This is a genomic window from Pseudoalteromonas sp. JSTW, assembly GCF_013423925.1.
In the GTDB taxonomy this organism is placed as follows: Bacteria; Pseudomonadota; Gammaproteobacteria; order Enterobacterales; family Alteromonadaceae; genus Pseudoalteromonas; species Pseudoalteromonas lipolytica.
On record NZ_CP058972.1, the window covers coordinates 2,170,289 to 2,197,235 of the forward strand.

The following is a 26,947-nucleotide window of genomic DNA, read 5'->3' on the forward strand; positions in this document are numbered from 1 at the left end:
ACAAAATGCACTAACTTTATTATTATTTTTATAAACAAAAATCGGACTACGCACACATGTTAATCAAACTACAGGTTATTTACAATTTTAAATTGTGGTAAACCTTGGAGCTATTGGTTCAGTATAATACACTGATGTTAAATGCGTTAATTTGAAGGAATGAAGTAATGTTGTTACGCCCTCTTATGTTTGCTCTTGGAGCAGTTTGTACATTCAGTTATGCCAATGATTTAGTAGAAAATAGTTTAGATGCTGGCAAAGTTTCTGCACAATCGAAACCCGTCACATTACTTGGACAAGGTGTTAAAGTAGGTCAGCAAGCCCCTAACTTCAAGGTCGTAGATGGTAATTTCACCCCTGTCACTCTCAACGACTATCAAGGGCAAGCCGTATTATTAAGTGTTGTGCCAAGCCTTGATACGGGCGTTTGCAGTATTCAAACAAAACATTTTAATGAAAAAGTAGCTTCTGAGTTTCCCAGCATTGCAATGCTAACATTAAGTGCTGATTTACCCTTTGCGCAAAAACGCTTTTGTAAAGCCGAAAATATCGATAAGGTCACGGCATTGTCTGACTCTGTTTGGCGTGACTTTGGTCAAAACTATGGTTTGATCATTAAGGATATGGGGTTATTAACCCGTGCAGTGTTCGTTTTAGATAAGGAACACAAAATCGTTTACAAACAACTTGTCGATAACCTCTCTAAAGAGCCCGATTACGACAGCGCAATTGATGCACTGAAAAAGCTATAACCTCAGCGATACTAAAAACAAAAAACCGCCAACAGGCGGTTTTTTTGCTTAGTTAATCCTAAGATTAACCAAGTAGTTCACCAAGTTGTTGGCTTACTGCTTCAACAGCTTGTGTACCATCCAGTTTGTGGTACTGAGTGTTACCCGCTTTTGCTTCAGCTTGGTAATAGTCAACAAGTGGTTTAGTTTGGTCGTGGTAAATACCTAAACGTTTACGTACTGTTTCTTCAGTATCGTCATCACGAATAATAAGGTCTTCACCTGTGATATCGTCTTTACCATCTACTTTTGGTGGATTGTAAACAACATGATATACACGGCCAGAACCTGGGTGTACACGACGACCGCCCATGCGCTCAACGATGATTTCGTCAGCAACATCAAATTCAATAACATGGTCAACAACCACGCCATTTTCTTTCATTGCATCAGCTTGAGGAATAGTACGTGGGAAACCATCTAGCAAGAAACCTTTTTCACAATCAGGCTTTGCAATACGCTCTTTAACAAGACCAATAATGATTTCATCAGATACTAATTGACCTGCATCCATTACTTTTTTAGCTTCAAGACCAAGCGGTGTACCTTCTTTGATTGCTGCACGCAGCATATCGCCCGTAGAAATTTGTGGAATACCGTATTTGTCCATCAAAAACTGAGCTTGAGTACCTTTACCTGCACCCGGCGCGCCCAAAAGAATAATGCGCATATCATTGTCCTCTGTGTGATACTAATCTTTAATTATGGTCGATCAGTGGAGTTTTGTTTTTAGAGCCTGAATTCTTCCACAACTGAGGCTATACCTCAAGTAACTTATACCAATTGCCTATATTAGCGGCAATAAAAAAGGAAGCTGGGCTTCCTTTTCTAATTCAAACTGTAAAAACGCTTACTTGCTTAAATCTAGCATTAGTTTATTCAAGCGAGTTACAAAGCCAGCAGGGTCTTTTAAGGTACCGCGCTCAGCCAGTAATGCTTGGTCAAGTAGGACATGTGACCACTGAGTAAACTTGTCTTCATCTTGTTCAACATTTAAATGCTTCACAAGTTGGTGCTCTGGATTAAGCTCAAAAATTGGCTTTTGCTCAGGCACTGTTTGACCTACTGATTCCATTAGTTTTTGCATTTGCGAGCTCATGTCATGCTCATCAGCAACAACACAGGCAGGCGAGTCGGTTAAACGGTGCGTAAAGCGTACATCTTTAACACTATCACCCAGGGCTGTCTTAATACGTTCAACTAAGCCTGCCACTTCTTTTTCTGACTCTTCTTGCGCTTTTTTGGTTTCTTCATCATCCATGTTGCCAAGGTCTAAGTCACCACGAGTGATTGACTGGAATGATTTTTCGTTGAACTCTGTTAGGTAGCTCATCATCCACTCATCAACACGGTCACTTAGTAGCAATACTTCAATGCCTTTCTTACGGAAGATTTCTAGGTGCGGTGAATTTTTTGCCGCAGCAAATGAATCAGCAACCACGTAGTAGATCTTATCTTGTTCTGGCTTCATACGCTCAATGTATTGATCAAGCGATACATTTTGTGTGCTTTCGTCTGTGTGTGTTGAAGAGAAACGCAGCAACTTAGCAATAACTTCTTTGTTTGCCGTGTCTTCTGCTGGGCCTTCTTTTAACACTTGACCAAACTCGTTCCAGAACGTTTGATAATCTTCTTCACGGTTTTTAGCCATGCGCTCAAGCATTTTAAGGACACGCGATGTACACCCTTTACGGATTGCTTGTGTCACTTTGTTATCTTGTAAGATTTCACGCGATACGTTAAGTGGTAAGTCATTTGAATCAAGTAGACCTTTCACAAAACGCAGGTAGCTTGGCATAAATTGCTCAGCATCATCCATAATGAAAACGCGTTGCACATACAGTTTTAAACCTGTTTGACGGTCACGATTCCATAAATCGAATGGTGCTTTTTTCGGGATGTATAACAAGCTTGTGTATTCAGTTTTACCTTCAACCTTGTTATGCGCCCAGCTTAATGGCTCTTCCCAATCATGACCAATATGTTTATAGAATTCTTTGTATTCTTCGTCTGTTACTTCTGACTTGTCGCGAGTCCACAGTGCCGTTGCGCGGTTAATACCTTCCCATTCGCCTGGTTGTGCTGGGATTTTCTCGCCATCAGGACCTTCAGATTCTGGTACTTCTGCTTTGTACATTTCAACAGGAATTGAAATATGGTCAGAGTATTTAGTAACGATACTGCGTAAGCGATATTCATCAGCAAATTCTTTTTCGTCTTCACGTAAATGAAGAATAATTTCAGTACCACGGGTTGGCTTATCAATTTCTTGTAGCGTGTATTCGCCTTCACCAGCTGATTGCCATTCAATACCTTGGCTCTCACCGGCTTTACGGGTGCGTACCGTTACTTTATCCGCAACGATAAATGCTGAGTAAAAGCCTACACCGAATTGACCAATTAATTGTGAATCTTTGCTTTGGTCACCCGTTAAGTTTTGAAAAAACTCTGCCGTGCCTGATTTTGCAATCGTACCTAATGAGTTAATTACATCTTCACGGCTCATACCGATACCGTTATCAGTAATAGTCACTGTGTTTGCATCTTTATCGGCACTGATACGTACTTTTAAGTCGGCATCGTTTTCATATAAATCGCCATTTGAAAGCGCAAGGAAACGTAATTTATCTGCCGCATCTGACGCGTTTGATACGAGTTCACGTAGGAAAATCTCTTTATTAGAATAAAGAGAATGAATCATCAGGTTTAATAGTTGTTTGACTTCTGTTTGAAAGCCTAATGTTTCTTTTTGTGCTGCAGTCATTGTGTAAATCTCCAATTAACAAAGTGTCTTATCTGCACTATGACTCATATATGGGGCAGGCTTTAGGAACTTCAAGGCAAAAAATTAAATTTGCAGGTAAATTGGAGATAAAACACAAAAAAGCCTGCATTAAGCAGGCTTTTGATACCGTTTTGGGTATTAGTTTTGATTTACTGCGCGTCGCCCGCTAAAGGCATGCATTAGGGTCATGCCATCAAGCAAGTCAAGCTCACCACCAACTGGCACACCGTGAGCAATGCGTGAAGCATTCACTTGGTATTTGTGACAAAGCTCTGCAATATAATGGGCTGTGGTTTCACCTTCAACACTTGGGTTGGTTGCGAGGATCACCTCATTAATGCCGCCGTTTTGCAGTTTACTTTCTAGGATATCAAGGCCGATTTCTTTGGGGCCTATGCCATCAATTGGTGACAAGTGACCCATTAAAACGAAGTAAAGCCCTTGATATTGTCCGGTTTGTTCAATAGCAAGTACATCGGTTGGCGATTCAACCACACACAATAAACCACTATCTTGGCGTTTAACACTTGAACAAATATCGCACACAGGCTGCTCTGTGAAGGTACGACAAGACTGACAGTGCCCTACTTCATCCATTGCTTTTGTGAGTGCGTGGCCAAGTTGTTTACCCCCTTGGCGGTCGCGTTCAAGTAAATGAAAAGCAATACGCTGTGCTGACTTCGGGCCAATACCCGGTTGGCAGCGCAGTGCTTCAATTAACTGTGTTAAACTAGGCGATAGTTGCATAAATGTTCACTTAGAATGGCATTTTCATACCTGGTGGTAATTGCATACCGCCAGTTACTTTGCTCATGCGCTCTTGTGTTTCTTCGGCAACACGGCGTACAGCGTCATTACATGCTGCTGCAAGTAAATCTTCGATCATATCTTTGTCGTCTTCCATTAGGCTTTCGTCAAGCTCTACACGACGTACATTGTGGTTACCTAGCATCGTTACTTTAACTAGGCCTGCACCTGCTTCACCTACAACTTCTAGGTTTGCGATTTCTTCTTGGGCTTTTTGCATGCGCTCTTGCATTTGCTGCGCTTGCTTCATCATGTTACCCATTCCACCTTTAAACATAACTGTCTCTCTTTCTAAACTACTTTAATTGGCATGAAGATAAGGGCTATTGTGTGTAATTACAATGCCTGAATACTGTTTTCGTCGATTATTGCGCTAAATAATTGTTGAAATTGCACAATGTTCTCATCGCTATTTATTACATCTATTGCTTGTTGATGACGGCCTGCATCAATCTTTTGCTGAATCAAATAAGGCGAATCTATCACCCCATCTGCAAAGTCGATATTGAGCTCTACATTATGGCCATAAATCTCGCTTAACGCTGCGTTGAGCTTTTGTCTTAGTACGGCGCTGTCGAGGTGACGTTGTGAAGAGTCGACTTCAATATGAAGCTGACGATCATTCTTTGTGAAAATAGAATGTAGCGCAAATTGACGCATACGCCCACCTAGTCCCATACGTTTTATTAAATAAGCCCATTCATCTTGTTCGTGTGCAAATTTAATACTGCTGATCGGGCTTTCAAAATCATCAGGAACAGGAATACTAGGCTCTTCTGCTACAGGCTCCGGTGCTTTTTGTGGATTAATCTGCTCAAGCAACTCAGGGGCTAAATTTTCTGTTATGGTTTGATGCTTTGCTTTAAAGTCGACTTTTTTTACTTTATGACTGCTCTCCCCCGTCGGCTGGGGGCTTGGCTTTTTTACATCAGCAGCCACTGTTTGCTGCTGAGGTTGAAAATTCGTTGATGCTGAACCATGTTGCGTTGGCTCATGTACTGTCGATTCCGCGGGCTCTGGCTTTATGTCAGTTTGACTTGCAGCACCGCTTAAACGCCCTGCACCAGAAATATTACGATCTTTTAAAATACGTGCAATTGCCGATTGAGCCAAGCTTTGCTGCTGTTGTAATTGCACAGGCGCTGTTTGCTCTGCCTGCGGCAGTGGTTGCACATCTGGCTCGTTAGCAATAAAACCCTGATCATAAGCGCTACTCATCACATCATCATATTGCGCTGCAAGCGATGAGTCCATTTGAGCATCGTAATCATCATAGTATTCTGTCGCTGGCATATCAGGCGTATCGGTACTATTTTGTTGATACAAAGAAGCCGCTGACTGTTTATCAGAACTCCCTAACGTATCAAAAGATTGACTAGGTTGTTGTGACTGCTCAGCTGTATTATCGACTTTTTGTTCAGGTTTTAGGTCAATCTGTGGTGCTGCCGCTTGTGTAACCGTAGGCTCGGCTTTTATTGGCTGTGGCTGCAAAGGTGCTTGGTTTACTGCCGTAGACGTTTGCTCGGATGCTGCTTGTTCACGCTGAGCTGATGATTTTTTTAAGATATCACGTAGTGCACCTGCACCACTTGGTTTCACCTGCTGTTGACTATTTGTCGGTGTTTGGCTTTGCGCAAATTGTGTCGGTTGGAATGCCAACAAACGCAACATGATCATTTCAAACCCTAGTTTTGCATCCGGTGCCCATTGCAAATCTTTTTTACCATTTAACAGCAACTGGTAATACACTTGCATTTGTTGAGCATCGGTTGTTTGTGCAACCTGCTCAATAAAGTCTCGGTTAGTCTCATCAAGTGCAGCGGCACTGGGGACTAATTGCACAAGCTGAATAAGGTGAGTAAGTGCAATTAAATCATCCAATAAGGCGACAAAATTTGGGTTTCGACTGACAACCGCTTTCACTTCGGCCAGAAGTGCATCACCATCTTGGCATAAAACGGCTGCTAACATGGTTTGACTGTAATGTGTATCCATCAAACCAAGCATGGTTTGAACAGCTTGATGATTAATATTACCGTTTGTCTGAGCAATAGCCTGATCGGTTAAGCTTAAGGCGTCTCGCATACTGCCATCGGCGGCTTTAGCAAGGATAGACAACGATTTATCATCAAAGCTTAATTGTTCTTGATTAAGAACATGAGCAAGTTGATCATGAATTTCTGATTGTGATAACGCGTTTAAATTAAACTGTAAACAGCGCGATAGAATTGTCACTGGCAGTTTTTGTGGATCGGTCGTGGCTAATAAAAATTTCACATGCTCTGGCGGCTCTTCCAATGTTTTAAGTAGCGCATTGAAACTGTGCTTTGAAAGCATGTGAACTTCATCGATAAGGTAAACCTTATAACGACCTCGCGTTGGTGCATATTGCACGTTATCAAGGATTTCACGGGTGTCTTCTACCTTGGTACGCGATGCAGCATCGATTTCTAATAAATCAATATAGCGACCCGCTTCAATGTCGGTACAGCTTGAGCATTGACCACAAGGTTCTGCAGAAATTCCTTTATCGCAGTTTAGACTTTTAGCAAATATACGTGCGATGGTTGTTTTACCCACCCCACGGGTTCCAGTAAAGAGATAAGCATGATGAAGTCTGTTTTGTGTTAATGCATTAACTAACGCTTGCTTAACATGAGACTGTCCCACTAACTCGTGAAAGGTTTGTGGTCGCCATTTCCTTGCTAGAACCTGATAACTCATTAATTATTCGCCTTCGAATTCAACCAACTTTAGAATTTTAATGCCCATTTGTGCAACACGCTGCTCTCCACCAAGCTCTGGTAATGAAACAACGAAAGCAGCATCGGTTGCATGACCACCTAATTTAGCAACAAGTTTAGCCGTTGCTTCAATTGTGCCGCCTGTCGCGAGTAGGTCATCTACTAATAACACTTTATCACCTGCAACGATAGCATCAGTATGAAGTTCAAGTGTATCTTCACCATACTCTAATTGGTAATTTTGCGAAATGACTTCACGCGGAAGCTTGCCTGGTTTACGCACAGGAATAAACGGAATACCCAGCGCATAAGATAGGGGTGCACCAAAAATAAAGCCACGTGATTCTGTACCAATGATTTTAGTAAATCCTTGATCTTTGTACGCAGAAATAAAGCTATCAATTGTTGCTTTAAAAGCGTCTGCGTTTGCCATTAAGGTTGTTACGTCACGAAACATAATACCTGGCTTAGGGTAATCAGCGATAGTTGCAATGCTCTGTTTAATGAGCGCTGAAGTTGCTTGAGTCATAATTTATACTGCTCAATAGTTAATATAACAAAGCTTGCGAGTATAACATCGCCTTATTTAAAAGTCGGTAGCAAGTTTTGAAATAAGCACAAAAAAGGCTGCATTGCAGCCTGATGTCTTAAATTTGCATACGCATATTAAGATAAAGCGGTGATCCAGCCTAGGATAGCGTTAAGGCAACCAATACCAGCAAACACTGCTAGGAACGCAATAAAATACGTTGCGTTGAACGGATCTTTAAAGTCTTTATCATTCGACATAATTACTACCTTTCTATTAAGCACGATAAAACAAAGCGCACATAATAGTCGAAGTGCTTACATCAATAAAGCGTTTATGCTGTTTTTTAAGGTGCTCGCTGAGTGACAATGACGCCTCGTTCAGCCATTGAACTCAGTGTACTTAATGCTCCTTGATACAGCTGTTCTAATGTAAATTGTGGAACATGTTTTGCAACCTGCTGACATACCTCAGCTAAATCAATACCGGGTTGTGATTCGATAATACTTAACAATAAAGCGGTCATTGCATTTGTTGAGAGAAATTGTACCTCATCGTTGTTATCGCGATACACAACAAAATAATAGGGTTCGCTGGCAGGCACTGTAGGTTGATGATCCTGACTGATTGTATGTACTGGGTAAAGATAACTTAAATTACGAGCCAAACTGGTTAAATATAAACCTGCACGCGCAACTTGGTTAGCTTCTAAATTTATTTCATGACTACCTTGATGTGACACCGATACATCGAGTTCAACCCATTCATAATGGGCTAATTCGAGGATAAATGGCGGATCGTTTTTTTGCTTTGTGTAGCTGCCAGCAAGAAACTGTAAAAACTCTCCTGCAATGTCTAAAAAAAACGGGGAACTGCAATCATGTTTACTAAAAAACTGCCGCACTCTTTGTTGCCAATCATCTTCTTTATACAAACTTTTTAAAACAGGAAATGCTGAACTTACAAAACCATCAACATTATTGAAAAATAAGTCACGATAAATCGCCATTCGTCGCTCTTCAACATCAGCTGGTTTTGCGTTGTGAGCAGGATCACGGATATGCGCCATAAATTGCTGTTGGACTTCAATAAAATGACTAGGCACTTTGTTTCACCGTTGGTTGATTTGTTTTTAAAGCTGCTCGTTGTAAGTTATTAATAATTGCCAGCTCAGCAAGAAGCTCATTCATTGGCGGTATATTAAAGTCACGCTCAAGCAGTGTTGGAAACACACCGTGCACATCATACGCCTTTTCTAGCAGCTGCCAAACAGGGTCTATAACGGGTGAGCCATGCGTGTCGACTAATAAATCCTCAGCTTCAGTATAATGCCCCGCAACATGTCCATACGCTATTCGATGGCTAGGCAAGCCCATTAAAAAATGCGTTGCATCGTAGCCATGATTTATTGAGTTTACATAGATATTATTAACATCGAGTAAGAGTTGGCAATCTGCTTCTTCAAGTATCGCTTTTGTGAATTCAAGCTCCGTCATTTCTTGGCCTGGAGCCGCATAGTACGACACATTTTCGATAGCGATAGTCTGCTCTAAAATATCTTGAACCTGTTTAATACGTGAAACAACATGTTTAATAGCTTCTTCAGTAAAAGGAATTGGCATTAAATCATACATATGACCCTCTCCCGAACAATAGCTTAAATGTTCACTAAACAAGCGTATGTTATGCTCTTTAAAAAAGGCTTTTAATGATTTTACAAACTCGACATCCAGCGCAGCGGGTGAGCCGATTGATAACGATAAACCATGACAAATAAATGCATGTTGCTCTGTAAGTTGCTTAAACTGTTTAGCAAAACGACCGCCTAGCTTCAACCAGTTTTCTGGTGCCACTTCTAAAAAATCAATTGGCTTTGGGACATCTGCGAGCATATCATCAAGCATTTCACGTCGAAGTCCTAAACCAATTTGGCCAAAATCCAAGGTCGATTCAAATGACATATCATCTCCTACTAAAAAGGGCCTAAATGGCCCTTTTACTCGCTAAGTAAAAGCTTAGTGGTTTGAACCACACTTACCTTCACCACATTTACCTTCTTTAGCAGCTTTTTTAGATTCCTTTTTGTCAGCGCCACATTTACCTTCGCCACACTTGCCTTCTTTGGCTGCTTTTTTAGATGTCATTTTGTCAGCGCCGCATTTTCCTTCACCGCACTTGCCTTCTTTGGCTGCTTTTTTAGATGCCATTTTGTCAGCGCCGCATTTTCCTTCACCGCACTTGCCTTCTTTGGCTGCTTTTTTAGATGCCATTTTGTCAGCGCCGCACTTACCTTCGCCACACTTACCTTCTTTGGCTGCTTTTTTGTCAGCGCCGCATTTACCTTCGCCGCACTTACCTTCTTTTTCAGCCTTTTTCTCGGCACCGCATTTACCTTCGCCGCATTTGCCTTCTTTTTCTGCCTTTTTCTCGGCACCGCATTTACCTTCGCCACATTTGCCTTCAGCAGCATCAAGCTGGTAACCCGCTTGCATTTGTTGGAACTCAAATGGGTTTGCATTTACATCTGTGGCTACAAAGCTTGATGCACCCACAACAACGGCGCCTAATGTTAATGCAATTGAGTTTTTCTTAACTGTGTTCATACGATGACTCTCTTTTTTATAAGGTATATTAAACAAGACCCGACGATTAAAAATTAATTTCATATTTATGCAATTATTTTAGTAAATCGCCCTACAAAGCAAATTACGATTTATCAAGTTGCTAATTGCAGGTAAAATACGCGTCCAATTTTTCATTAAGTTTAATGGTATTATGCAACTAGTTTTAGCACCAATGGAAGGCGTTGTCGATTTTAAAATGAGACAGCTTCTTACTGACATAGGTGGGTTTGATTTATGCGTGACTGAATTTGTGCGTGTTGTTGATGCAACACTTCCAGAACGTGTATTTCATCGCTACTGCCCTGAATTAAAAACAGATGGCTACACCCGTGCTGGAACACCAGTGAGAATTCAGCTACTTGGCCAAGTTGCAGATGCATTAGCTGAAAATGCTGTAAAGGCGATTAGCTTAGGCTCACACGGTATTGACCTAAATTTTGGTTGCCCCGCAAAAACGGTCAATAAAAGTAAAGGCGGCGCAGTACTATTGAAAGATCCGGAGCATATGTACGACATCATTAAAACGGTTCGCGATGCTGTAGATAGCAAACATCAAGTAAGCGCTAAAATTAGACTGGGTTTTGATGATGATAGTAATAGCCAAGAAATCGTTGATGCGGTAGTCAGCGCGGGTGCATCTAGCCTCGCTATCCATGCAAGAACAAAACGTGATGGCTACAACCCTCCTGCATACTGGGAAAAAATCCCGCCATTAATTAAAAATAAAGATATTGCTGTAGTGGCTAATGGTGAAATATGGCAAGTCGAAGACGCAATGCTGTGCCAGATTCGTAGTCAATGTCAAAACTTAATGCTTGGCAGAGGCGCCTTGGCAATGCCAGATCTTGCAATGCAAATTAAAGCGCATGTAAACAATGAAACATATACTCCACTGCAATGGGAACATGTTATTTACCACATTATTCACTCATCAATGCACCAAGACGAGAGTAAGTGTGAAAAATATTTTGCTTCTCGCACCAAGCAGTGGCTTGGTTATCTGAAACGCCAATACCCACAAGCACATACACTTTTTGATGAAATTAGACGTTTAAAAGCGAAAGATGACGTTGCAAATGTACTAAGAAAGTATGCCAAAGCGCCTAGTTTTGATGCAAATCATAACTAATGGATCGCTTTTGTTGGATAATTAAAGTATTGCCCACTTGGAACAAACGCGATGAACAATACTGAAATCCAAACAAAGCTATCTGCGGAACTGGCGCAGGTTAGACAACGTTTACTTGATATGTTGGCTAGTTCTAATCAAGGTCACCATCAGCTACTACTCTCGCAACTTAAGGATAACCCGCCTTCTGTTTGGTTAGAAATGACAGCGAATAATCTCGGACCCGAATTTCAAATATTGATATCTCGGTTAGAAAAACTCGAAGCAGCACTGTGCCAAATTGATATTGGTCAATATGGTTATTGCTGTGACTGTGAGGAAAAAATTGATAATGAGCGTTTAATTGCAGACCCTGCAAGCCAACGCTGCCGACACTGCGCTCCTTAAAGCGCAGTGTTGAATAGATAACCTAGTTAACGCGCAAAAATAAAGCTCATTGCAGGATAAAGTACAATATCTTCGATTAGCCAATCAGCCTGCTGCTGATTAACACTTAAACGCTTCATTAAATTTACCCGTGCTTGTTGCTCATTCCAAGTGTGATAATGAATCCCTAAATCGGTTTCCATCATTACAGACCAAAAGTATTGTTCATCTTGATTCAATTGACGTTTACTTTGTTTGACATCAATGAAATCTAATTGCCAGTCAAGCCCAGCATGTAAATCGCCGTCCTCTAAATACTGCAACACGAGTGGCTTGTTATGTGATGAAAAAACAGGTGATGACAAATCGACTGTGGGCTTTTCTTTTAGTAAATGCTGAATCTCACTTAACCAAGACAAGGGTGGCTTTGTTGTATTGGCAAAATAATTAAGTTTACTTTGATACCAATCCTTACCATTCGCAAGCCCAACTAACCCCAGCTTTGTTCGAGGCTTGTATTGCGCTAAATATTGATTAAGCTTCGTTAGTGCCATCACGACATTTTCATTATTATTATCGAGGTGAGATATCACCATACTGCGTAACAACTTTAGCTCAAGCTTATTAAGCCTTAAATTACTTTGCTCAGCCTCTATGAGTTTTGTTTCTACTCGCTCTATCCACTTGCAGAGCGCTTCCGGTGTGTAATCATCTTGCTTTATAGCATTACTTATCACATCACGCTGTACGGGCCATACAAAAAATCGTTCTGGATATCGCTGCGCAATAATTAAATAATTTAACTGCGCTTGCTGTGAATCACTCAACTCAACATTTGCTAAGCCTTGGTAAGCAAGATGACGAGCCTGTAAGTACGCTTCAGAAAATGGCCAATATGTTTTGCCACCATTGTCTAGCTGGGTTGATAAAAGATTATTTATATTGCCAATTTGCTGTTGTCCTTCGGTATACGTGCTAAAGCGATCACTTTGCTCACTGCAAGCAGATAACATGACACTGACTAATAACAACAAAACGATCTGTCTTATCATAATAAAATTCCATAAAAAAAGCCCCAGAGGGGCTTTTTATTTTAAAACAACATCAATTAGATTTTTACACCGTTGCGAGCGGCTTTATCTTTGATGTAGGTCGACCAGCTCTTCGCAAATTTGCGCGTGCGCGGATCATCCATTGCTTTTGTAATAGCAGCATACGCTTGCTTATACTTTTCTTGGTAGTAATAAGCTTCAGCTAAGTCTGTATAGATAGATCCCGTTTTATCAGAACCTAACTCTAATGCCTTGTTCAAACGAACAACGGCTGCACCATAATTTTGCGATTGTAAAAGTAATGAACCTGCTTTGCGATAAAGCTCTGCATCGTCATCAAATTTAGCCGCTTCTTCATAGTACTTAGCTGCTTTCTCAATATCTTTTGAGCGGTGATAGTTAGATGCCACTGCACTGATATTTTGCTTGTTACGAACCACTTTTTCTTCGTTAATTGCCTTTTCAAGCACAATAGCTGCTTTGTAAGGAATTTCGTTTAACGAGTAAAAGTTAGAAAGTACTTTGTATTCAACTTCGTTTTCAAAATAGCCATTTTTATAGGCAACTTCCATGGTCGCTAGACCTTTCTTGAAGTCTTCAGTTTGAAGGTAGTATTTACCTAAACCAACCCAGGCTTTTTTGTCTTCAGGCCAAACACGAACAATCTCTTCCGCTACTTCTACCATGTTTTTGTACTGTTTAAGTTCAAAATAGGCAGCTAGCTTTAATTGGTAAGAAGCTTTAGAAGGCTCCTCCGCCAATTTGATTGCTTTGTTTGCAGCTGGAAGAACGTCGTTAAACTGTTTTAACTCATAGTTTGCTTGCGCAATACGAGTGTAAACTTTGTCGTCTTCTTCACCTGTGAAGTCCATCCAAGCGTAATACGCATCTTTTGCTTTTGCGTATTGCTCAGTACCCGCGTACATGTCACCTAATAGTTTTAAGCCTTGCGATTGGTCAGCAAAGTTTAATACATCAGGTTTCACCGCCGCTGCGACATGCTTAATAGCCAGTTTGTACTGCTCTTTTTGAGCGTACATTTGACCTAGGTAGCGATCAACAGTTGCCTTATCAAACTCATCCGATGGATCAATTTCTTTAAGTAATGCAATCGCTTCATCAAGCTTCTCTTCATTGTACAGGTCGAATGCTTTAATAACTTTCTTACCAACGCGCTCACCCATTACTTTAGTTTTTGCTTTTTTACGCGCTTCAATCTTCGCGTAATCTGGCGCTGCTAAAGCAGGTGCAGTGAAAACCACACCTGAAAGAGTCATAAGAAGCGCAAGTGCTGTTACTTTAGATAAATTTCTCATTACTCGCCTCCTTAGTTGCCTTGGTTAAGTTTAAAGTCTAGTTGTACTTGAAGACCAAATTGTTTTTGTGGTTTACCATCGATGATTTTCGGACGGTATTTCCACTTACGAAGTGCACGTTTAGCTTCGCGGTCAAAGATACGTTTTGGATCAGCATCGATCACTTCAACATCTTCTACACCACCTACTTCATTGATAGTAAATGAAAGTTGAACCCAACCTTCTTTACCGTCACGCGCTGCTTGCGTAGGGTATTTTGGTTCAATACGAACGATAGGTGTCGCATCACCATCACGTCCAAATGCACCTGGACCACTTAGGCCTCCAGCTGTGCCACCCACATCGATGCTTGGCATATTAAATGACAAACCACCAGTGTTAGGGTTGCTGTTTTCCGGCTGAGGCGGCTGCGGCTTAGGCGGCTGCTTTGGCGGTGGCGGAGGCGGAGGCGGAACACGCTTCCTCTCCTGCACCTTAGATTCAGGCGGATTCGTCATAATTTCGACTACAATCTGTTCTTTTTGTTCAGTCGCACGATCAGCTCCACCGGAGATGAGGTACGCCATGAAGTAGAACAAGCCGAAAGTAACTGCCCCACCTGCAATCAGTGAAAACAGAAAACGAATCATTACTGATCTCCAGCTATTGAAATTTTAAGGTTATCACCCGTCGCTTTGATCTGGTCCATAACTTTAACTACTACGCCGTGTTTTGCTTCTTTATCAGCTTGCAAAATTACAACTTCAGTAGGTTGTTCTGCTAATAAACTTTCAAGTTTAGCTGAAACACGTTCAACGTCTACTTGTTGTTTATCAATCCAGATCGCACCGTCAGCACGAATAGCAACAAAAATATTTGCATTTTTTTGCTTCGTAGCTTGGGCTGCCTTAGGTTTATTGACTTCGATACCAGCCTCTTTAACGAACGATGTAGTTACGATAAAGAAAATAAGCATGATAAATACGATGTCAAGCATTGGCGTCATGTCAACCGCTGCTTCTTCTTCTTCACGAAAACGTTGTTTACGTGCCATATTTAATTCTCTCTCTAGTGATGAGGCATGCTATCTACAAGTTTAGCTTTCGCCATTCTTGCTCTCGCTTCAAGGCGTGAGCTGAAGAATACTCCAGATAGTGCCGCAACCATTCCAGCCATTGTTGGGATTGTTGCCATTGAAATACCTGATGCCATTAAACGTGCGTTACCAGTACCTTGAGTAGCCATGGTTTCGAAAACCGCGATCATACCCGTTACAGTACCTAATAAACCGATTAAAGGACAAATAGCTACCAATGTCTTAATCAACAACATACGCTGATCTAATTTTTCAGACGCTTCAGAAATCCATGCTTCACGGATTCTGTGTGCGTACCAAGACGTAGTGTCTTGGCGGGCATCCCACTGAGCTACAATATCCTTCGTCATACGAGGAAACTCAGCTAGTAGGAACCAATAGCGCTCAATCATTAAAACCCACATAAGAAAGAGTGCTATCGCGACCACGTATAAAACCTGGCCGCCTGTGCCAACAAAATCCCTGATAGATTCCCAGATCTCCATCAGGACTAGCATTAGGCTTTCTCCTTCTCCGCGTGAGCTGCGATGATACCAGCGCTTTGCTCATCAAGGACATGTAAAACCGACTTACTACGACCAGCAACAATTGAGTGAAGTAGGATAAGTGGTAGAGCTGCAATTAGACCTAACGCTGTAGTTACAAGTGCTAGAGAGATATTACCAGCCATGATCTTCGGATCGCCCGTACCGAACAATGTGATTGTTTGGAACGTAAGAATCATACCGATTACCGTACCTAGTAGACCAAGTAATGGTGCGATTGCTGCCAAGATCTTGATGATGTTGATACCAGCTTCGATGCGAGGCGTTTCACGTAGGATAGCTTCGTCAAGTTTAAGCTCAAGGTTTTCAACGTCTTGATTCTTGTTGTCAGCATAAACCTTAAGAATACGACCCAGTGGGTTGTTTGTATTCGGAGTAGAAAGGTTTTTAAGCTGGCTCTTAATCTTAGTGCTAGTAAGCGCAAGATCAACGAAACGTACTACGAAGATTAGTAGACCAACAAGTAATAATACTGTGATGATATAACCAACTTCAGCACCTTGCTCATAGTATTCCATTAACGATTTCTTCTGCGTATTGATACGTAAGATCGCGCCACGAGTCGGGTCGATGTATACGCCAGCATAGTTGTCAGCAGATGTATTTTCTAAATCGCTAATACCCGCTAGGATGTAGCTATCAGGTTGCTTACCTAGAGGTTGGATTGCTTTCGTTTCTGGAGAGTAAATTAAATAACCATCATCAGTTACTAAGTTAAAGTTACCGATACGCGTTACTTTTTTCACAGAAGATGAACCGTCAAGACCAGCAACTTCAGTTTCAAATGTTGAAACTTTTGCAGACTCAGTCATTTCAGTTTGAAGTGAAATCCAAAGCTCTTCTAATTCGCGAACTGTTGGAAGTTCTTTCGCTGCAGCTAATGAGCGAAGTACTTCAGCACGTCCTGGCTTTTCAGCAGAAACAAGTGATGCTTCGATTGAACCGATTGCATCAGCTGCTGCACGACGTACAACACCGAACATCTCACCTAACGTACCTTGTGCATTTAAAAGAGCTTGCTCTTTCTCAGCTAAAGTATTTTCGTTTTGAGCATATTCTTTAGCTAAACGGTCACCACGCGCTTTTTCAGCAGCTAGGTCACTTTTCGCTTTGTTAAGTAACGCTTGCTTGTCAGCGCGAGCTGAAAGGAACTCTTGTTCACGTTGCTTATTTAATTTACCTTCAGAGATACGTTCTTGCTTAACTTGCTCAAGAATTTTGTCTAAAGCATCAGTGTTTGCATGTGCATTAAGCGCGGTACCTGCAGAAACAGATAGTACTGCTGCAACAGCAAAACCTTTAAATAGTTTCTTCATTATTGATTACTCCGCGCCAAAGATTGGTAGTTTAACAAGTTCTAATGTCGCTTGTTTACGCGCCATACGAATAACTTCTTTAACAGGTTTTAGGTATTCTTCACCTAATTCTTTCCACTGTTTAGTGTTGTTATCCCATACCCACGCATGCTTAAGGTCAAAAGACTGAGCTACGTAAGTAATACGACCTAAACGACCGAAGTCAACGTTGATGCTCTTACCATCGATCTCAAGAGTACCTTGAGCAGCAGTTACAGCTGAGCTGTACGCAGTTTCAACAGTGTAAGCTTCAAGAACTTGGCGGAATTTTTCAGATGTAGTAACTGATGCTGACGCCATGATGTCACGAAGTCTTTCAACACGTGCTAGACGGTTTTCAAGATTAAACGGAACGTCCGCTTTGATGAATTGCTCAAGCGTATCGATCATGCGATACATCAAAGGCACAACGTTTTGTTTCGTGTTATCGATTGTTGCGATTTGACGGTCAAACGATTCGATAGAAGCGTTTTGGTCAGCGACCAAACGTGCTACGTGATCGTTATAAACCTTCATTAGCTCAGTTTCATCAACAACGCTACGGTACTCAGCGATTAGCTCTTGAGTTTGACCATATACATTGTCAATTTTAGTTTGAGACTTAACAGCAGCCTTTTGAATTTGTTGACCTGCATCTTGCACATCTTTCAAAGGATCTGCAATCACATTGCTGCTTGCAAATGCAAAAGCGCCAACCAACGCAGATGCTACAAGACTCTTTCTGATTTTAACAGACATAGTTCCCAACCAATTAAGTAATGTTACTTTTATAATTTAATTATCCTCCGAAGAGGACAACCCTGATATCTTTTAATAGATATCAACCCTCCAATAATGCTAAATGCATTAGAGTCTGTCAACTTGATGTTCGGGTTTCATCGGAAAAATTTGGTCACTCGTCGTTGCTATGAAAATAGCCAAAACAATGAATTAACAAAAATATAACAGAGGTGTTCGCGTTAAGGTTCTATAACCCTTGATTGGCAATCATTCCGTTCAGATTAGATTCAAACTTAAACATAAATGTAACATTTAATAAAAGTTTAAATAGGTAAAGATAAGTGAAAAAAAAAATCTCTTTTTTTTCTAACAAAACGGTTTTGAAGAATTTTTATGCATTAAAAAGAGATTAATGTTCAATAAGCAGGCAATTCACCCTTCCGACTGGAAGGATGAATACAGTGAGCGTGTTATGTGTCATCAAGAAATTGGTTAGAATACCGCGCGATCTTTTACAAGCTTTGCCAACGATATTATTGAGTCTACCTCAAGCTTTTCAAAAATCTTTGCTTTATAGGTGCTCACTGTTTTATTGCTAATAAATAGCTTCTCACCGATATCTTTATTGGATAGTCCTTGCAATAAATAATTCATTACCGCAAGTTCACGCTCAGTAAGCAGCTCATCAATGTCTTTTTCACAGGCCACTAAGTGGTCTTGTGGAAAAAACGTGTAACCTCGCAAAATCATTTCAACAGCTGACGAAATGTCTTCTAAGCTTTCTGCTTTATTAACAAAGCCTTGTGCACCTAATTTAGCAGCGGTACGAATAATGTGTTTGTCTTGCTTAGCTGACAAAAACAACACTTTCCCAGTAAAACCGCCACTGACAGCTCGCTTGTATAAACTAAAGCCGTCGGAGTCTTCCAGTTCAATATCTAGAATCGCTAGCGCAACATTATTATTCTTTAAAAACTGCAGCGCCTCCTTTTGACTTGCAACAGCTTGAACTTCGTTTACGAGAGTTGACTTCGCTAGCACCATTTTAATTGCTGTTGCCACCATCGGGTGATCGTCTACCAGCAGAATATTGTTTCCTATGCTCATCAATTAGCAAACCTTCATTATATTTTATCAAACAAGTATGAATTACTCAGCATTTTTTCTACGTTCGAGTTGTACTAAGTTTAGCGGGAAATTTTCAGATTGTTGAAAATATCTTCAAACTTATTATCACCAGTTTGAAATCGTAACTTGAGTGATAAAAACTACCAAATTACACAACTATCAATGTCACATTAAATAGATCCTGCGCAAAGCATATAATACTTTAGTTATGGAGAGTAGCTTTTAAGGAATAGTTATTTAACTTATAGCCGAATGGCTGATATAAAAAACCTAAATTAATGCCTTTGGAGGAATATAATTTCGGTACATGAGAAGTAATTGATTAAATTATGCAGAGGAAGTGTGTTTATTAAGAATGAATTTTGGTGAAACAGAAACTGTTTCACCAAAATGTACTAAGTTTCACATAAAAAATTATGCTACTTCTACGTTCTCAGCTTCAGGGCCTTTTTGACCTTGTTTGATGCCGAAAGATACTTGTTGGCCTTCGCTAAGAGTGCGGAAGCCTGTACCTGTGATAGCACTGAAATGTACGAATACGTCAGGACCATTTTCTTGTTCAATAAAACCAAAGCCTTTAGCTTCGTTGAAGAACTTAACTTTACCAGTAACCGTGTTTGACATACCAAATTTTCCTGTAAGTCAATTATTAAAATTCAGCCATAATGGCTCTATCCTCCCTGAGTGAATGCCCAATAAACTTGGGGTAAAGTACAGGAAGAACTAATAACCAACCGGTAACCGTACAAGCCGCACATTATCCGTAAATTCAATACGCAAAAACTCAAAGCAACTTAAGACTAACACAATAAATGTCTTTTAGCTCTATTAATCGAAAATTATTTTAAGGTCAACCTTCAGTTTTAAAAATATGACAGGCGTATTTCTAAACAATTAAATTACAATGAAAAAAGCCCATCAACTTTGATGGGCTTTTATTTCTTTATTTTATCTTACTTTACTTGCCAGTCCATTTGCGCTTCGGCCTTAATAGGCACTACCTGCGAATCGCCTAATTTATAAGTAGCAGGCACTGTCCAACTTTCTTTCACTAACGTGATGGTATCGCAATTGCGCGGCAAACCGTAAAAGTCAGGGCCATAATGACTCGCAAAGCCTTCTAGCTTATCTAAAGCCCCCGCTTCCTCAAACGCTTCTGCATAGAGTTCAATCGCTGCATGTGCGGTATAAGCACCCGCACAACCGCAAGCAGCCTCTTTCTTATCTTTATAATGCGGTGCAGAGTCGGTTCCCAAGAAAAACTTTTTACTGCCACTTGTCGCCGCCGCAATCAGCGCTTGCTGATGGATATTGCGCTTCAGTATAGGTAAACAGTAATAATGTGGACGAATGCCGCCTGCCAACATATGGTTACGATTGTATAAAAGGTGATGAGCTGTAATTGTTGCAGCAACATTATCTGGTGCGCTATTAACAAACTCTACCGCATCTTTTGTGGTGATATGCTCAAGGACAATTTTCAAGCTTGGGAAATCATTCACAACATCGGCAAGAATGGTTTCTAAAAACACTTTTTCACGGTCAAATATATCTATCGATGAATCTGTCACTTCACCATGAACAAGTAATAACATACCGACGTCTTGCATCGCTTCTAGAACTGGGTAAATATTCTTAATTGATGTAACACCCGAGTCAGAGTTTGTTGTCGCACCTGCAGGGTAAAGCTTTGCAGCAACAATTTTTCCTGTTGCTTTTGCTTTTTTTATCTCTTCTGGGCTCGTTTTATCAGTGAGATAAAGCACCATTAGTGGTTCAAAATCACCCTGTGGGCCAGCCGCTTTAATACGCTCATAATACGCCAATGCACTATCGGTACAGGTAGCCGGTGGAACAAGATTAGGCATAATAATCGCACGACCCATGTAGCGGCTTGCATCACGGACAGTATCGACCAATTGATCACCGTCGCGTAAATGAATATGCCAATCGTCTGGTCGTGTAATGGTGAGGGTTTGAATCGTATTTAAATCTGACATTGCTGGTTTCCACGGCTAAGAGTTAGAGGGATAGCTTAAACGAGGTTAAATCACTAATTGACTTACTTTCGTTTATATTCAGGTGCGTAGTTTACACCAGTTTCAGTTTTTTTTGAAAATAACTTTGTGGATATATTGATAGTAGGTTAACGTAATTAATTAACAGATTATTTGGCTCATTTTTCTTTATTATGCCTAAACATTTAGATACCGCGAGTGCACTTGAAGTCAAAACAGATCAGTTGCATATCATTAATCAGTTTTCATCATCGTTGATGCAGTTAGACACCATAGAAGAGCTACTTGAGTACGTCACATCACATGTTGTAAACAGACTCGGGTTCATTGAGTGTGTCATTTACTTAGCAGATGATGAAGCACGTACCCTCAAAGAAGTTGCTTCGATGGGTAAAACAAATAGCGGTGATAACTCTTATTACATTGACCGCACAGAAATTAGTTTTGATCAGGGTATAACCGGGTATGTTGCATCCACTGGCAAACCTTTAATGATAGGCGATGTAAGACACGAAAAACGTTATATCGCAGATGCGCGCCCCGCCCTGTCTGAATTATGTGTGCCGCTGGTTTATAAAGAAAAAATCTTAGGGGTCATTGACTGCGAGCATCCGCAAAAACATTACTATAATGATGCTCACCTTGAGATTTTATCAACGGTTGCCCATTTACTCAGTGCAAAAATCGACCAAGTCAGAACCGTTAAAAACTTAAAGCAAACTGTTAATCAGTTAAACGATGCGCAAAAACTTGAAAATTGTATGCTACAGATAGCCAATCTTACCTATCAATCTAGCGAACTCGACAGCTTTTTTGAGTCACTTCATGCCATTATTACCACGCTACTCAGGGCTGATAACTTTTTCATCGGGCTTTATGACAAAAAATGTGATGTGCTCGATATCGTTTATATTATCGAAGAAGGAGTGCGCTCTAACGCACACAAAAAAATCTCTAAGGATCTATTAAAAGACACGGCTTCCTATTATCTGCTCACAACAGAGCAATCTCTATTATTCAATAAGGAAGAATTCCAGCAACATATTGATGCAGGCCATTTTAAAATGGTGGGTCGCCAAGCAGAATCATGGTTAGGTGTTCCCTTTAAAGTAAATGACAGAATTAGCGGGGTCATTGCGGTGCAAAGCTACAGTGATCGTTATCACTACAGTGAGCATGATCGCGCGCTTCTTACCTATGTAAGTCGCCAAATTAGCATGGCTATTGACCGTCAATTATCACGTCAAGAATTAGAGCACCGTGCATTACATGATGAACTAACAGGGTTAGCAAACCGTTCATTATTAATTGAACGCATAAAACACGGCATATTGCGTTTAGCACGTGCGAATAAAGAGACCCAACATGCGTTGTTGTACTTAGATTTTGATCGGTTTAAAAGTATTAATGACTCATTAGGTCATGAAGTGGGTGACCATTTTTTAGTGAGAATTTGTGAGTTAATTCAAGGCACCATTCGTAACACAGATACTTTTGCCCGTTTAGGGGGAGACGAATTTGCGATTTTTATGGAGAATATAACCGATAAGCAGCAAATAAATGATGCCCTAGAGCGAATTCAAACTGCACTAGCTGATCCCCTCAATATTGACGGCCACTTATTACAGGCTTCTACCAGTATTGGCGTTGCATTTTGTGAGAGTGAAAACGACAAAGCTTACAAATTATTGCAACATGCTGATGCAGCCATGTACGAAGCTAAATCTTCAGGGCGTGGACACGTAAAGTTTTTTAATAACACAATGCGTAAAAAGCTAAAAACCCATGCCGATATCGAAAATGATTTACAGCATGGCATCGAACACAATGAATTTGAACTGTATTATCAACCAATTTTTACAATTCAAGAGGCACAGGTCATTGGCTTTGAAGCACTGGTACGCTGGCACCATCCAACCAAAGGGTTTGTAGCACCGAATGATTTTATCCCCGTTGCAGAAGATACAGGGCAAATCATCAACTTAGACCTGCATTTACTCGACTTAGCAGCTCAGCAAATTTCACATTGGTATCAACACGGACTTCCCTTTACCAGAGTCACTGTTAATGTCTCGTCTAGACACTTTGCGAGTCTTGATTTTGTAGCCCAAATGCATGCTTTATATAAAAAGTATAAACTTCCGTTAGGGTCACTCTGTCTAGAAATTACAGAATCAGGGCTAATAGGTAATTTAGAACTCGCAACTAAAATAATAAAAGGGTTAGCGCCCCTTGAAGTAAAACTTTGCTTAGATGACTTTGGGACAGGTTACTCTGCCCTAGGCTATTTACACCAATTACCGATTCATATCTTAAAAATTGATAAGAGCTTTATTGATCATATTACAAAATCACATAACCCATTAATAGATGCCATATTATCTTTAGCACAATCACTACAGCTTGATGTGGTTGCAGAAGGAATTGAAACTGAGCAACAGCTAGCCATCTTAAAACAAACACCGTGTAAATTTGGTCAAGGCTTTTTAAAAGCAAGGCCAATGCCGGCAAAGGATGCTAAAAACGTTATTTTACATGGCTTATAAAAAGCATACTCGCCTTTATAAGCCATGAAAAAAACGACCTTACTGTAAAAAGACGGATTTGTTTATTGATAAGCTTGCTGTAATAACCTTTAGCAACCATACGCAATCATTTTCAGGCATTAAACCTGACATACACAGCGTTAAGGATGTCTGATTAACGCCTCCATGGATGCAGGAGTTACAGCAATGTAAAGGCGATTACCAAACACAAATAACACAGCTACATAACACAATGTGCTTGCTACCGACGCGGTTTTCTTACCTCACATTTATTGCCACTAAATTAAAAGCCTTGCTAGCAACGGGATGACTCAACGTATACCTTTTTATATCGGTGTTAATATAACTTGCTAACACTGAACAAAGAGCCCTCTATTGAGCAATATATACATGCCACTCCCCTCTACACAGCACATTAATCTTTCTCACTCTATACCTTAAGTTTACCTTTATACCTGAGTACACCTTATGCCTAGTTCACATTTTTAGGCTTCAAAAGCTAAATTTGGCACTGGCGGCACTGGGGATACCTTTATTGAGTTTTCTCTTTTTTGTCGCTTTTCCTATGACTGCTAAATTCGCCACTTATAAACTTGAGGTAAATTCATGGAAATATCGCAGCAAGTGTAAAAAAAACAAACTGACAACGCTGTCATTTATTGTTTAGAAAGGTTATTGTAAACATGCAGTAAAAAACAACGCTATTTTAGACGTCTAGACGTTGAAAAAATATAAACGAAAGCGTAATATGTTTGTAATCTGAGTTTGACTCACATTTTTCATGAGATTTTTTAAAGATGATTGATATAAAGCACCTTAAAACAATTGCGACACTTAAAGAAACCGGTTCTTTAGTTAATACAGCCCGAGAACTCTTCTTAACGCAATCAGCGTTATCACATCAGATTAAAGATCTCGAAAATAAACTCGACTGCCAGTTATTCGAACGGAAAACACAACCGGTTCGTTTCACACCGCAGGGCATGCTCTTACTTGAATTAGCCAACGAGGTGCTTCCTCGGGTAGAAGCCACAAAATGTCGATTAAAAGAGAGTCTTAATCAACCAATATCAAACTTGAGATTAAGTGTTGAGTGTCACGCCTGTTTCCATTGGCTGTTGCCAACAATTAAAGAATTTAATAATTTTTGGCCAGACATTAAAGTCGATTATGAACGCGGTTTTAGCTACGATGCTATTCCTGATTTAATGAATGACGAACTCGATCTTGTGCTTACATCAGATATTCGTGAACCAGATCAGCTCGAATATGCACATCTATTCGACTTTAAATTAAAATTAATCGTGGCACCTGATCATGAGCTTGCAAAAAAAGCCTATGTGACCGCCCTGGATCTGAAAAACGAAACAATCATTTCATACCCTATTCCACGTGAACGTCAGGACATTTTTAAGCATTTTATACAAAATGCACGCTTTGACGGCACACTTAAAACCGTTGACCAAGGCTTATTAATTTTTCAGCTTGTTAGTGCTGGAATGGGGGTTGCTGCGCTACCAGACTGGTTAGTTACACCTTATGAAAGCCAAGGCTTGATAAAATCAATTCCATTAGGTGCTCTAGGTCTTACACGTCCTATGTACTTAGCAATGAAAAAAAATATGAAAGATAATCCTGTATATCGTCATTTTTTGAATACTTGCAAACTAAATAATGGTCGCTAAACACAGATAAACTATCTAACATCGTTATATCTTACAATCACTTGTATTTACTATGTTTGAAATTAAGAAGATAATTGGCTCATTGTTAATGCCACTCCCGTTGCTTGGCATAATAACATTACTAATGGTATTTCTAGCGATAACACAGCGACGAAAAGCGCTCTATTTAGGGTTTATCAGTGTATTAAGCCTACTAATTGTAAGCACCCCTTATGTTGGTCAAACACTGATTGCTTCAAGTAATAACCCACAATGGCAATTTAATAAACGCCAACACTCCCAGATTGATAACATTGTTGTTTTAGGTTGTACCATCATGCCGCATCCACAACTTGTTGCTAATAACCAACTGGGCGATTGTGCTATAAGCCGCTTATTAGAGGGTGTAAAACTTGCGCATCAATACCCGGATGCTATTTTATTTGTCTCTGGTGGTGGCTTTGCCAATACCACAAACAGCCAATTGATGTTTGAAACAGCCAAGACATTAGGTATAGCAACATCAAGGATCAAACAAAACCCGCTTGCGATGGACACCGCAGAAGAAGCGAAAAGACTGGCGATATATTTGGTCGACAAAAAGAGTGCTTTAGTCACATCTGCAAGCCATATGCCGCGCGCAAAAGATCTCTTCAACGCGCAAGGAATCGAGGTAATACCCGCAGCAACAGATTATAAAGATTACAGCCAATTTCCCATGTACAAACAATTTATCCCCAGTGCCGATGTACTCGTTGCAGTTACACGAGTGAGCCACGAAAAGGTAGGCAGTCTGTGGATTAAATTACGCCGCTGGATTGATCCAGAGGCGTTGTAATCACTTAACCCTGTTAGATTAAACAGGGTTATCAATATCTATAAAAGTAACATCAAAACCATGCTGCTCAGCTAAAAGCTCGCCAAGTGCTTTTATTCCGTATCGCTCAGTAGCATGGTGACCTGCAGCGAAAAAATCAATTCCTTGCTCTCGCGAGCTATGAATAGTTTGCTCAGATGCTTCACCTGTCAAATAGGCATCAATACCTTGAGCAGCAGCTAAGTCAATATAACCTTGCCCGCCCCCTGTACACCAAGCAATGGTTTCAATCTTGTCATCGCGCACTAAGCTCGTTAAAGGTTCACGGTGTAGCACTGTGCTAATTTTGTCTGCAAACTCTTTGCCCGTTAAAGGTGTTTTTAAAAATCCTTTTACTGCGACGCTGTTTGGTCCCGCTTCAAGGCCAGCGCTAAGTTCAATATCTAATAAGTGTGCAAGTTGCGCATTGTTGCCAATGACGGGATGAACATCTAATGGCAGATGATAAGCAAATAAGTTGATATCATGAGCAAGTAACGCCGCTACACGCCGTTTTTTCATACCTGTGATTGGCTGAGACTCACCTTTCCAAAAATATCCATGGTGAACCAAAATAGTATCCGCGCCGTGATCAATAGCCGCATCAATCAATGCTTGGCTTGCCGTGACCCCTGTCACTATTTTTTTTACCTCGTTTGCACCTTCAACCTGAAGCCCATTCGGGCAAAAATCTGCGATTGAGTCGGGTTTTAGAATGTCGTTTAATAACTGAGTAAATTGTTTACGTTGCATATAGAAATCGTCCTCTACCCCTTAAATTTGTGCAAATTTTGGCGTTTATAAGTCAAAAATGGAAGGAAAATCGCAAAAAATTGAAAAGTAAGCTGAAAATAGGTATAAATATATATTCTTAATCTGTGTTTACAACGTATAGGG

The 26,947-nt window shown here is 40.5% G+C and carries 27 protein-coding genes; 6 read left to right on the top strand and 21 right to left on the bottom strand.

What is annotated here, in order from left to right:
* Positions 1 to 170 precede the first annotated feature (170 nt).
* Positions 171 to 752, top strand: a complete 582-nt coding sequence (gene tpx, locus GZH31_RS09890) for a thiol peroxidase (protein ID WP_065978729.1) — start codon at positions 171 to 173, stop codon at positions 750 to 752.
* Between the two features lie 64 nt (positions 753 to 816).
* Here tpx and adk read toward each other — a convergent pair whose 3' ends face one another.
* The 10 genes from adk to GZH31_RS09935 form a co-directional block, all read right to left on the bottom strand.
* Positions 817 to 1,461, bottom strand: coding sequence for an adenylate kinase (gene adk, locus GZH31_RS09895; RefSeq protein WP_036967590.1), 645 nt, complete (start codon positions 1,459 to 1,461; stop codon positions 817 to 819).
* A gap of 180 nt (positions 1,462 to 1,641) precedes the next feature.
* Complete coding sequence (htpG, locus tag GZH31_RS09900; RefSeq protein WP_180310922.1) at positions 1,642 to 3,555, bottom strand: molecular chaperone HtpG; 1,914 nt, start codon at positions 3,553 to 3,555, stop codon at positions 1,642 to 1,644.
* A 159-nt stretch (positions 3,556 to 3,714) separates the two neighbouring features.
* Complete coding sequence (recR, locus tag GZH31_RS09905; protein ID WP_036967569.1) at positions 3,715 to 4,323, bottom strand: recombination mediator RecR; 609 nt, start codon at positions 4,321 to 4,323, stop codon at positions 3,715 to 3,717.
* A 10-nt stretch (positions 4,324 to 4,333) separates the two neighbouring features.
* A complete protein-coding gene (locus tag GZH31_RS09910; RefSeq protein WP_036967566.1) occupies positions 4,334 to 4,660 on the bottom strand; it encodes a YbaB/EbfC family nucleoid-associated protein in 327 nt (108 codons plus the stop codon).
* Between the two features lie 59 nt (positions 4,661 to 4,719).
* Positions 4,720 to 7,107, bottom strand: coding sequence for a DNA polymerase III subunit gamma/tau (dnaX, locus tag GZH31_RS09915; protein ID WP_180310923.1), 2,388 nt, complete (start codon positions 7,105 to 7,107; stop codon positions 4,720 to 4,722).
* Between the two features lie 3 nt (positions 7,108 to 7,110).
* A complete protein-coding gene (apt, locus tag GZH31_RS09920; protein WP_036967559.1) occupies positions 7,111 to 7,656 on the bottom strand; it encodes an adenine phosphoribosyltransferase in 546 nt (181 codons plus the stop codon).
* A 137-nt stretch (positions 7,657 to 7,793) separates the two neighbouring features.
* A complete protein-coding gene (locus GZH31_RS20005) occupies positions 7,794 to 7,916 on the bottom strand; it encodes a hypothetical protein (protein WP_256213662.1) in 123 nt (40 codons plus the stop codon).
* An 86-nt stretch (positions 7,917 to 8,002) separates the two neighbouring features.
* On the bottom strand, positions 8,003 to 8,725 hold the full coding sequence (locus GZH31_RS09925; RefSeq protein ID WP_180311638.1) for a DUF2063 domain-containing protein: 723 nt from the start codon (positions 8,723 to 8,725) through the stop codon (positions 8,003 to 8,005).
* 28 nt (positions 8,726 to 8,753) lie between these two features.
* Positions 8,754 to 9,617, bottom strand: a complete 864-nt coding sequence (locus GZH31_RS09930; protein WP_036967556.1) for a DUF692 domain-containing protein — start codon at positions 9,615 to 9,617, stop codon at positions 8,754 to 8,756.
* A 54-nt stretch (positions 9,618 to 9,671) separates the two neighbouring features.
* The gene (locus GZH31_RS09935) at positions 9,672 to 10,259 is read right to left on the bottom strand and encodes a hypothetical protein (protein WP_065978714.1); all 588 of its coding nucleotides are present in this window, start codon (positions 10,257 to 10,259) and stop codon (positions 9,672 to 9,674) included.
* A 172-nt stretch (positions 10,260 to 10,431) separates the two neighbouring features.
* Between GZH31_RS09935 and GZH31_RS09940 the strand changes: the two genes are divergently transcribed.
* Both GZH31_RS09940 and GZH31_RS09945 read left to right on the top strand, forming a co-directional pair.
* Positions 10,432 to 11,409, top strand: a complete 978-nt coding sequence (locus GZH31_RS09940; RefSeq protein ID WP_065978731.1) for a tRNA-dihydrouridine synthase — start codon at positions 10,432 to 10,434, stop codon at positions 11,407 to 11,409.
* Between the two features lie 51 nt (positions 11,410 to 11,460).
* Complete coding sequence (locus GZH31_RS09945) at positions 11,461 to 11,796, top strand: TraR/DksA C4-type zinc finger protein (protein WP_036967551.1); 336 nt, start codon at positions 11,461 to 11,463, stop codon at positions 11,794 to 11,796.
* 26 nt (positions 11,797 to 11,822) lie between these two features.
* Here GZH31_RS09945 and GZH31_RS09950 read toward each other — a convergent pair whose 3' ends face one another.
* The 10 genes from GZH31_RS09950 to pyrC all read right to left on the bottom strand — a co-directional run bounded on the left by GZH31_RS09950 (position 11,823) and on the right by pyrC (position 20,966).
* Positions 11,823 to 12,827 carry a hypothetical protein gene (locus GZH31_RS09950; protein ID WP_180310924.1) on the bottom strand — a complete coding sequence of 335 codons (1,005 nt, stop codon included), beginning with the start codon at positions 12,825 to 12,827 and terminating at the stop codon, positions 11,823 to 11,825.
* A 56-nt stretch (positions 12,828 to 12,883) separates the two neighbouring features.
* On the bottom strand, positions 12,884 to 14,143 hold the full coding sequence (locus tag GZH31_RS09955; RefSeq protein ID WP_036967545.1) for a lipopolysaccharide assembly protein LapB: 1,260 nt from the start codon (positions 14,141 to 14,143) through the stop codon (positions 12,884 to 12,886).
* 11 nt (positions 14,144 to 14,154) lie between these two features.
* Complete coding sequence (locus GZH31_RS09960; protein WP_036967542.1) at positions 14,155 to 14,772, bottom strand: energy transducer TonB; 618 nt, start codon at positions 14,770 to 14,772, stop codon at positions 14,155 to 14,157.
* Complete coding sequence (locus GZH31_RS09965) at positions 14,772 to 15,176, bottom strand: biopolymer transporter ExbD (protein WP_036967540.1); 405 nt, start codon at positions 15,174 to 15,176, stop codon at positions 14,772 to 14,774. The genes GZH31_RS09960 and GZH31_RS09965 overlap by 1 nt, the downstream gene beginning before the upstream one ends.
* Before the next feature lie 14 nt (positions 15,177 to 15,190).
* Positions 15,191 to 15,715, bottom strand: a complete 525-nt coding sequence (locus GZH31_RS09970) for a MotA/TolQ/ExbB proton channel family protein (RefSeq protein WP_036967538.1) — start codon at positions 15,713 to 15,715, stop codon at positions 15,191 to 15,193.
* Positions 15,715 to 17,079, bottom strand: a complete 1,365-nt coding sequence (locus GZH31_RS09975) for a MotA/TolQ/ExbB proton channel family protein (RefSeq protein WP_036967535.1) — start codon at positions 17,077 to 17,079, stop codon at positions 15,715 to 15,717. The genes GZH31_RS09970 and GZH31_RS09975 overlap by 1 nt, the downstream gene beginning before the upstream one ends.
* Before the next feature lie 6 nt (positions 17,080 to 17,085).
* Complete coding sequence (locus GZH31_RS09980; protein WP_036967533.1) at positions 17,086 to 17,856, bottom strand: DUF3450 domain-containing protein; 771 nt, start codon at positions 17,854 to 17,856, stop codon at positions 17,086 to 17,088.
* Positions 17,857 to 18,330: 474 nt separating this feature from the next.
* Positions 18,331 to 18,945 carry a response regulator transcription factor gene (locus GZH31_RS09985; RefSeq protein WP_036967529.1) on the bottom strand — a complete coding sequence of 205 codons (615 nt, stop codon included), beginning with the start codon at positions 18,943 to 18,945 and terminating at the stop codon, positions 18,331 to 18,333.
* 435 nt (positions 18,946 to 19,380) lie between these two features.
* Positions 19,381 to 19,590, bottom strand: coding sequence for a cold-shock protein (locus GZH31_RS09990; RefSeq protein WP_036967526.1), 210 nt, complete (start codon positions 19,588 to 19,590; stop codon positions 19,381 to 19,383).
* A 329-nt stretch (positions 19,591 to 19,919) separates the two neighbouring features.
* Complete coding sequence (pyrC, locus tag GZH31_RS09995; protein ID WP_075593165.1) at positions 19,920 to 20,966, bottom strand: dihydroorotase; 1,047 nt, start codon at positions 20,964 to 20,966, stop codon at positions 19,920 to 19,922.
* A 191-nt stretch (positions 20,967 to 21,157) separates the two neighbouring features.
* Between pyrC and GZH31_RS10000 the strand changes: the two genes are divergently transcribed.
* From GZH31_RS10000 to GZH31_RS10010, 3 genes are all read left to right on the top strand, one after another.
* Positions 21,158 to 23,530 (top strand): EAL domain-containing protein, encoded by a 2,373-nt coding sequence (locus GZH31_RS10000; protein ID WP_180310925.1) that lies wholly within the window; start codon positions 21,158 to 21,160, stop codon positions 23,528 to 23,530.
* A 797-nt stretch (positions 23,531 to 24,327) separates the two neighbouring features.
* A complete protein-coding gene (locus GZH31_RS10005) occupies positions 24,328 to 25,215 on the top strand; it encodes a LysR substrate-binding domain-containing protein (protein ID WP_036967517.1) in 888 nt (295 codons plus the stop codon).
* Positions 25,216 to 25,267: 52 nt separating this feature from the next.
* A complete protein-coding gene (locus tag GZH31_RS10010) occupies positions 25,268 to 26,032 on the top strand; it encodes a YdcF family protein (RefSeq protein WP_065978718.1) in 765 nt (254 codons plus the stop codon).
* 18 nt (positions 26,033 to 26,050) lie between these two features.
* Here GZH31_RS10010 and GZH31_RS10015 read toward each other — a convergent pair whose 3' ends face one another.
* A complete protein-coding gene (locus GZH31_RS10015) occupies positions 26,051 to 26,803 on the bottom strand; it encodes a Nif3-like dinuclear metal center hexameric protein (RefSeq protein WP_065978719.1) in 753 nt (250 codons plus the stop codon).
* Between the last annotated feature and the right edge of the window lie 144 nt (positions 26,804 to 26,947).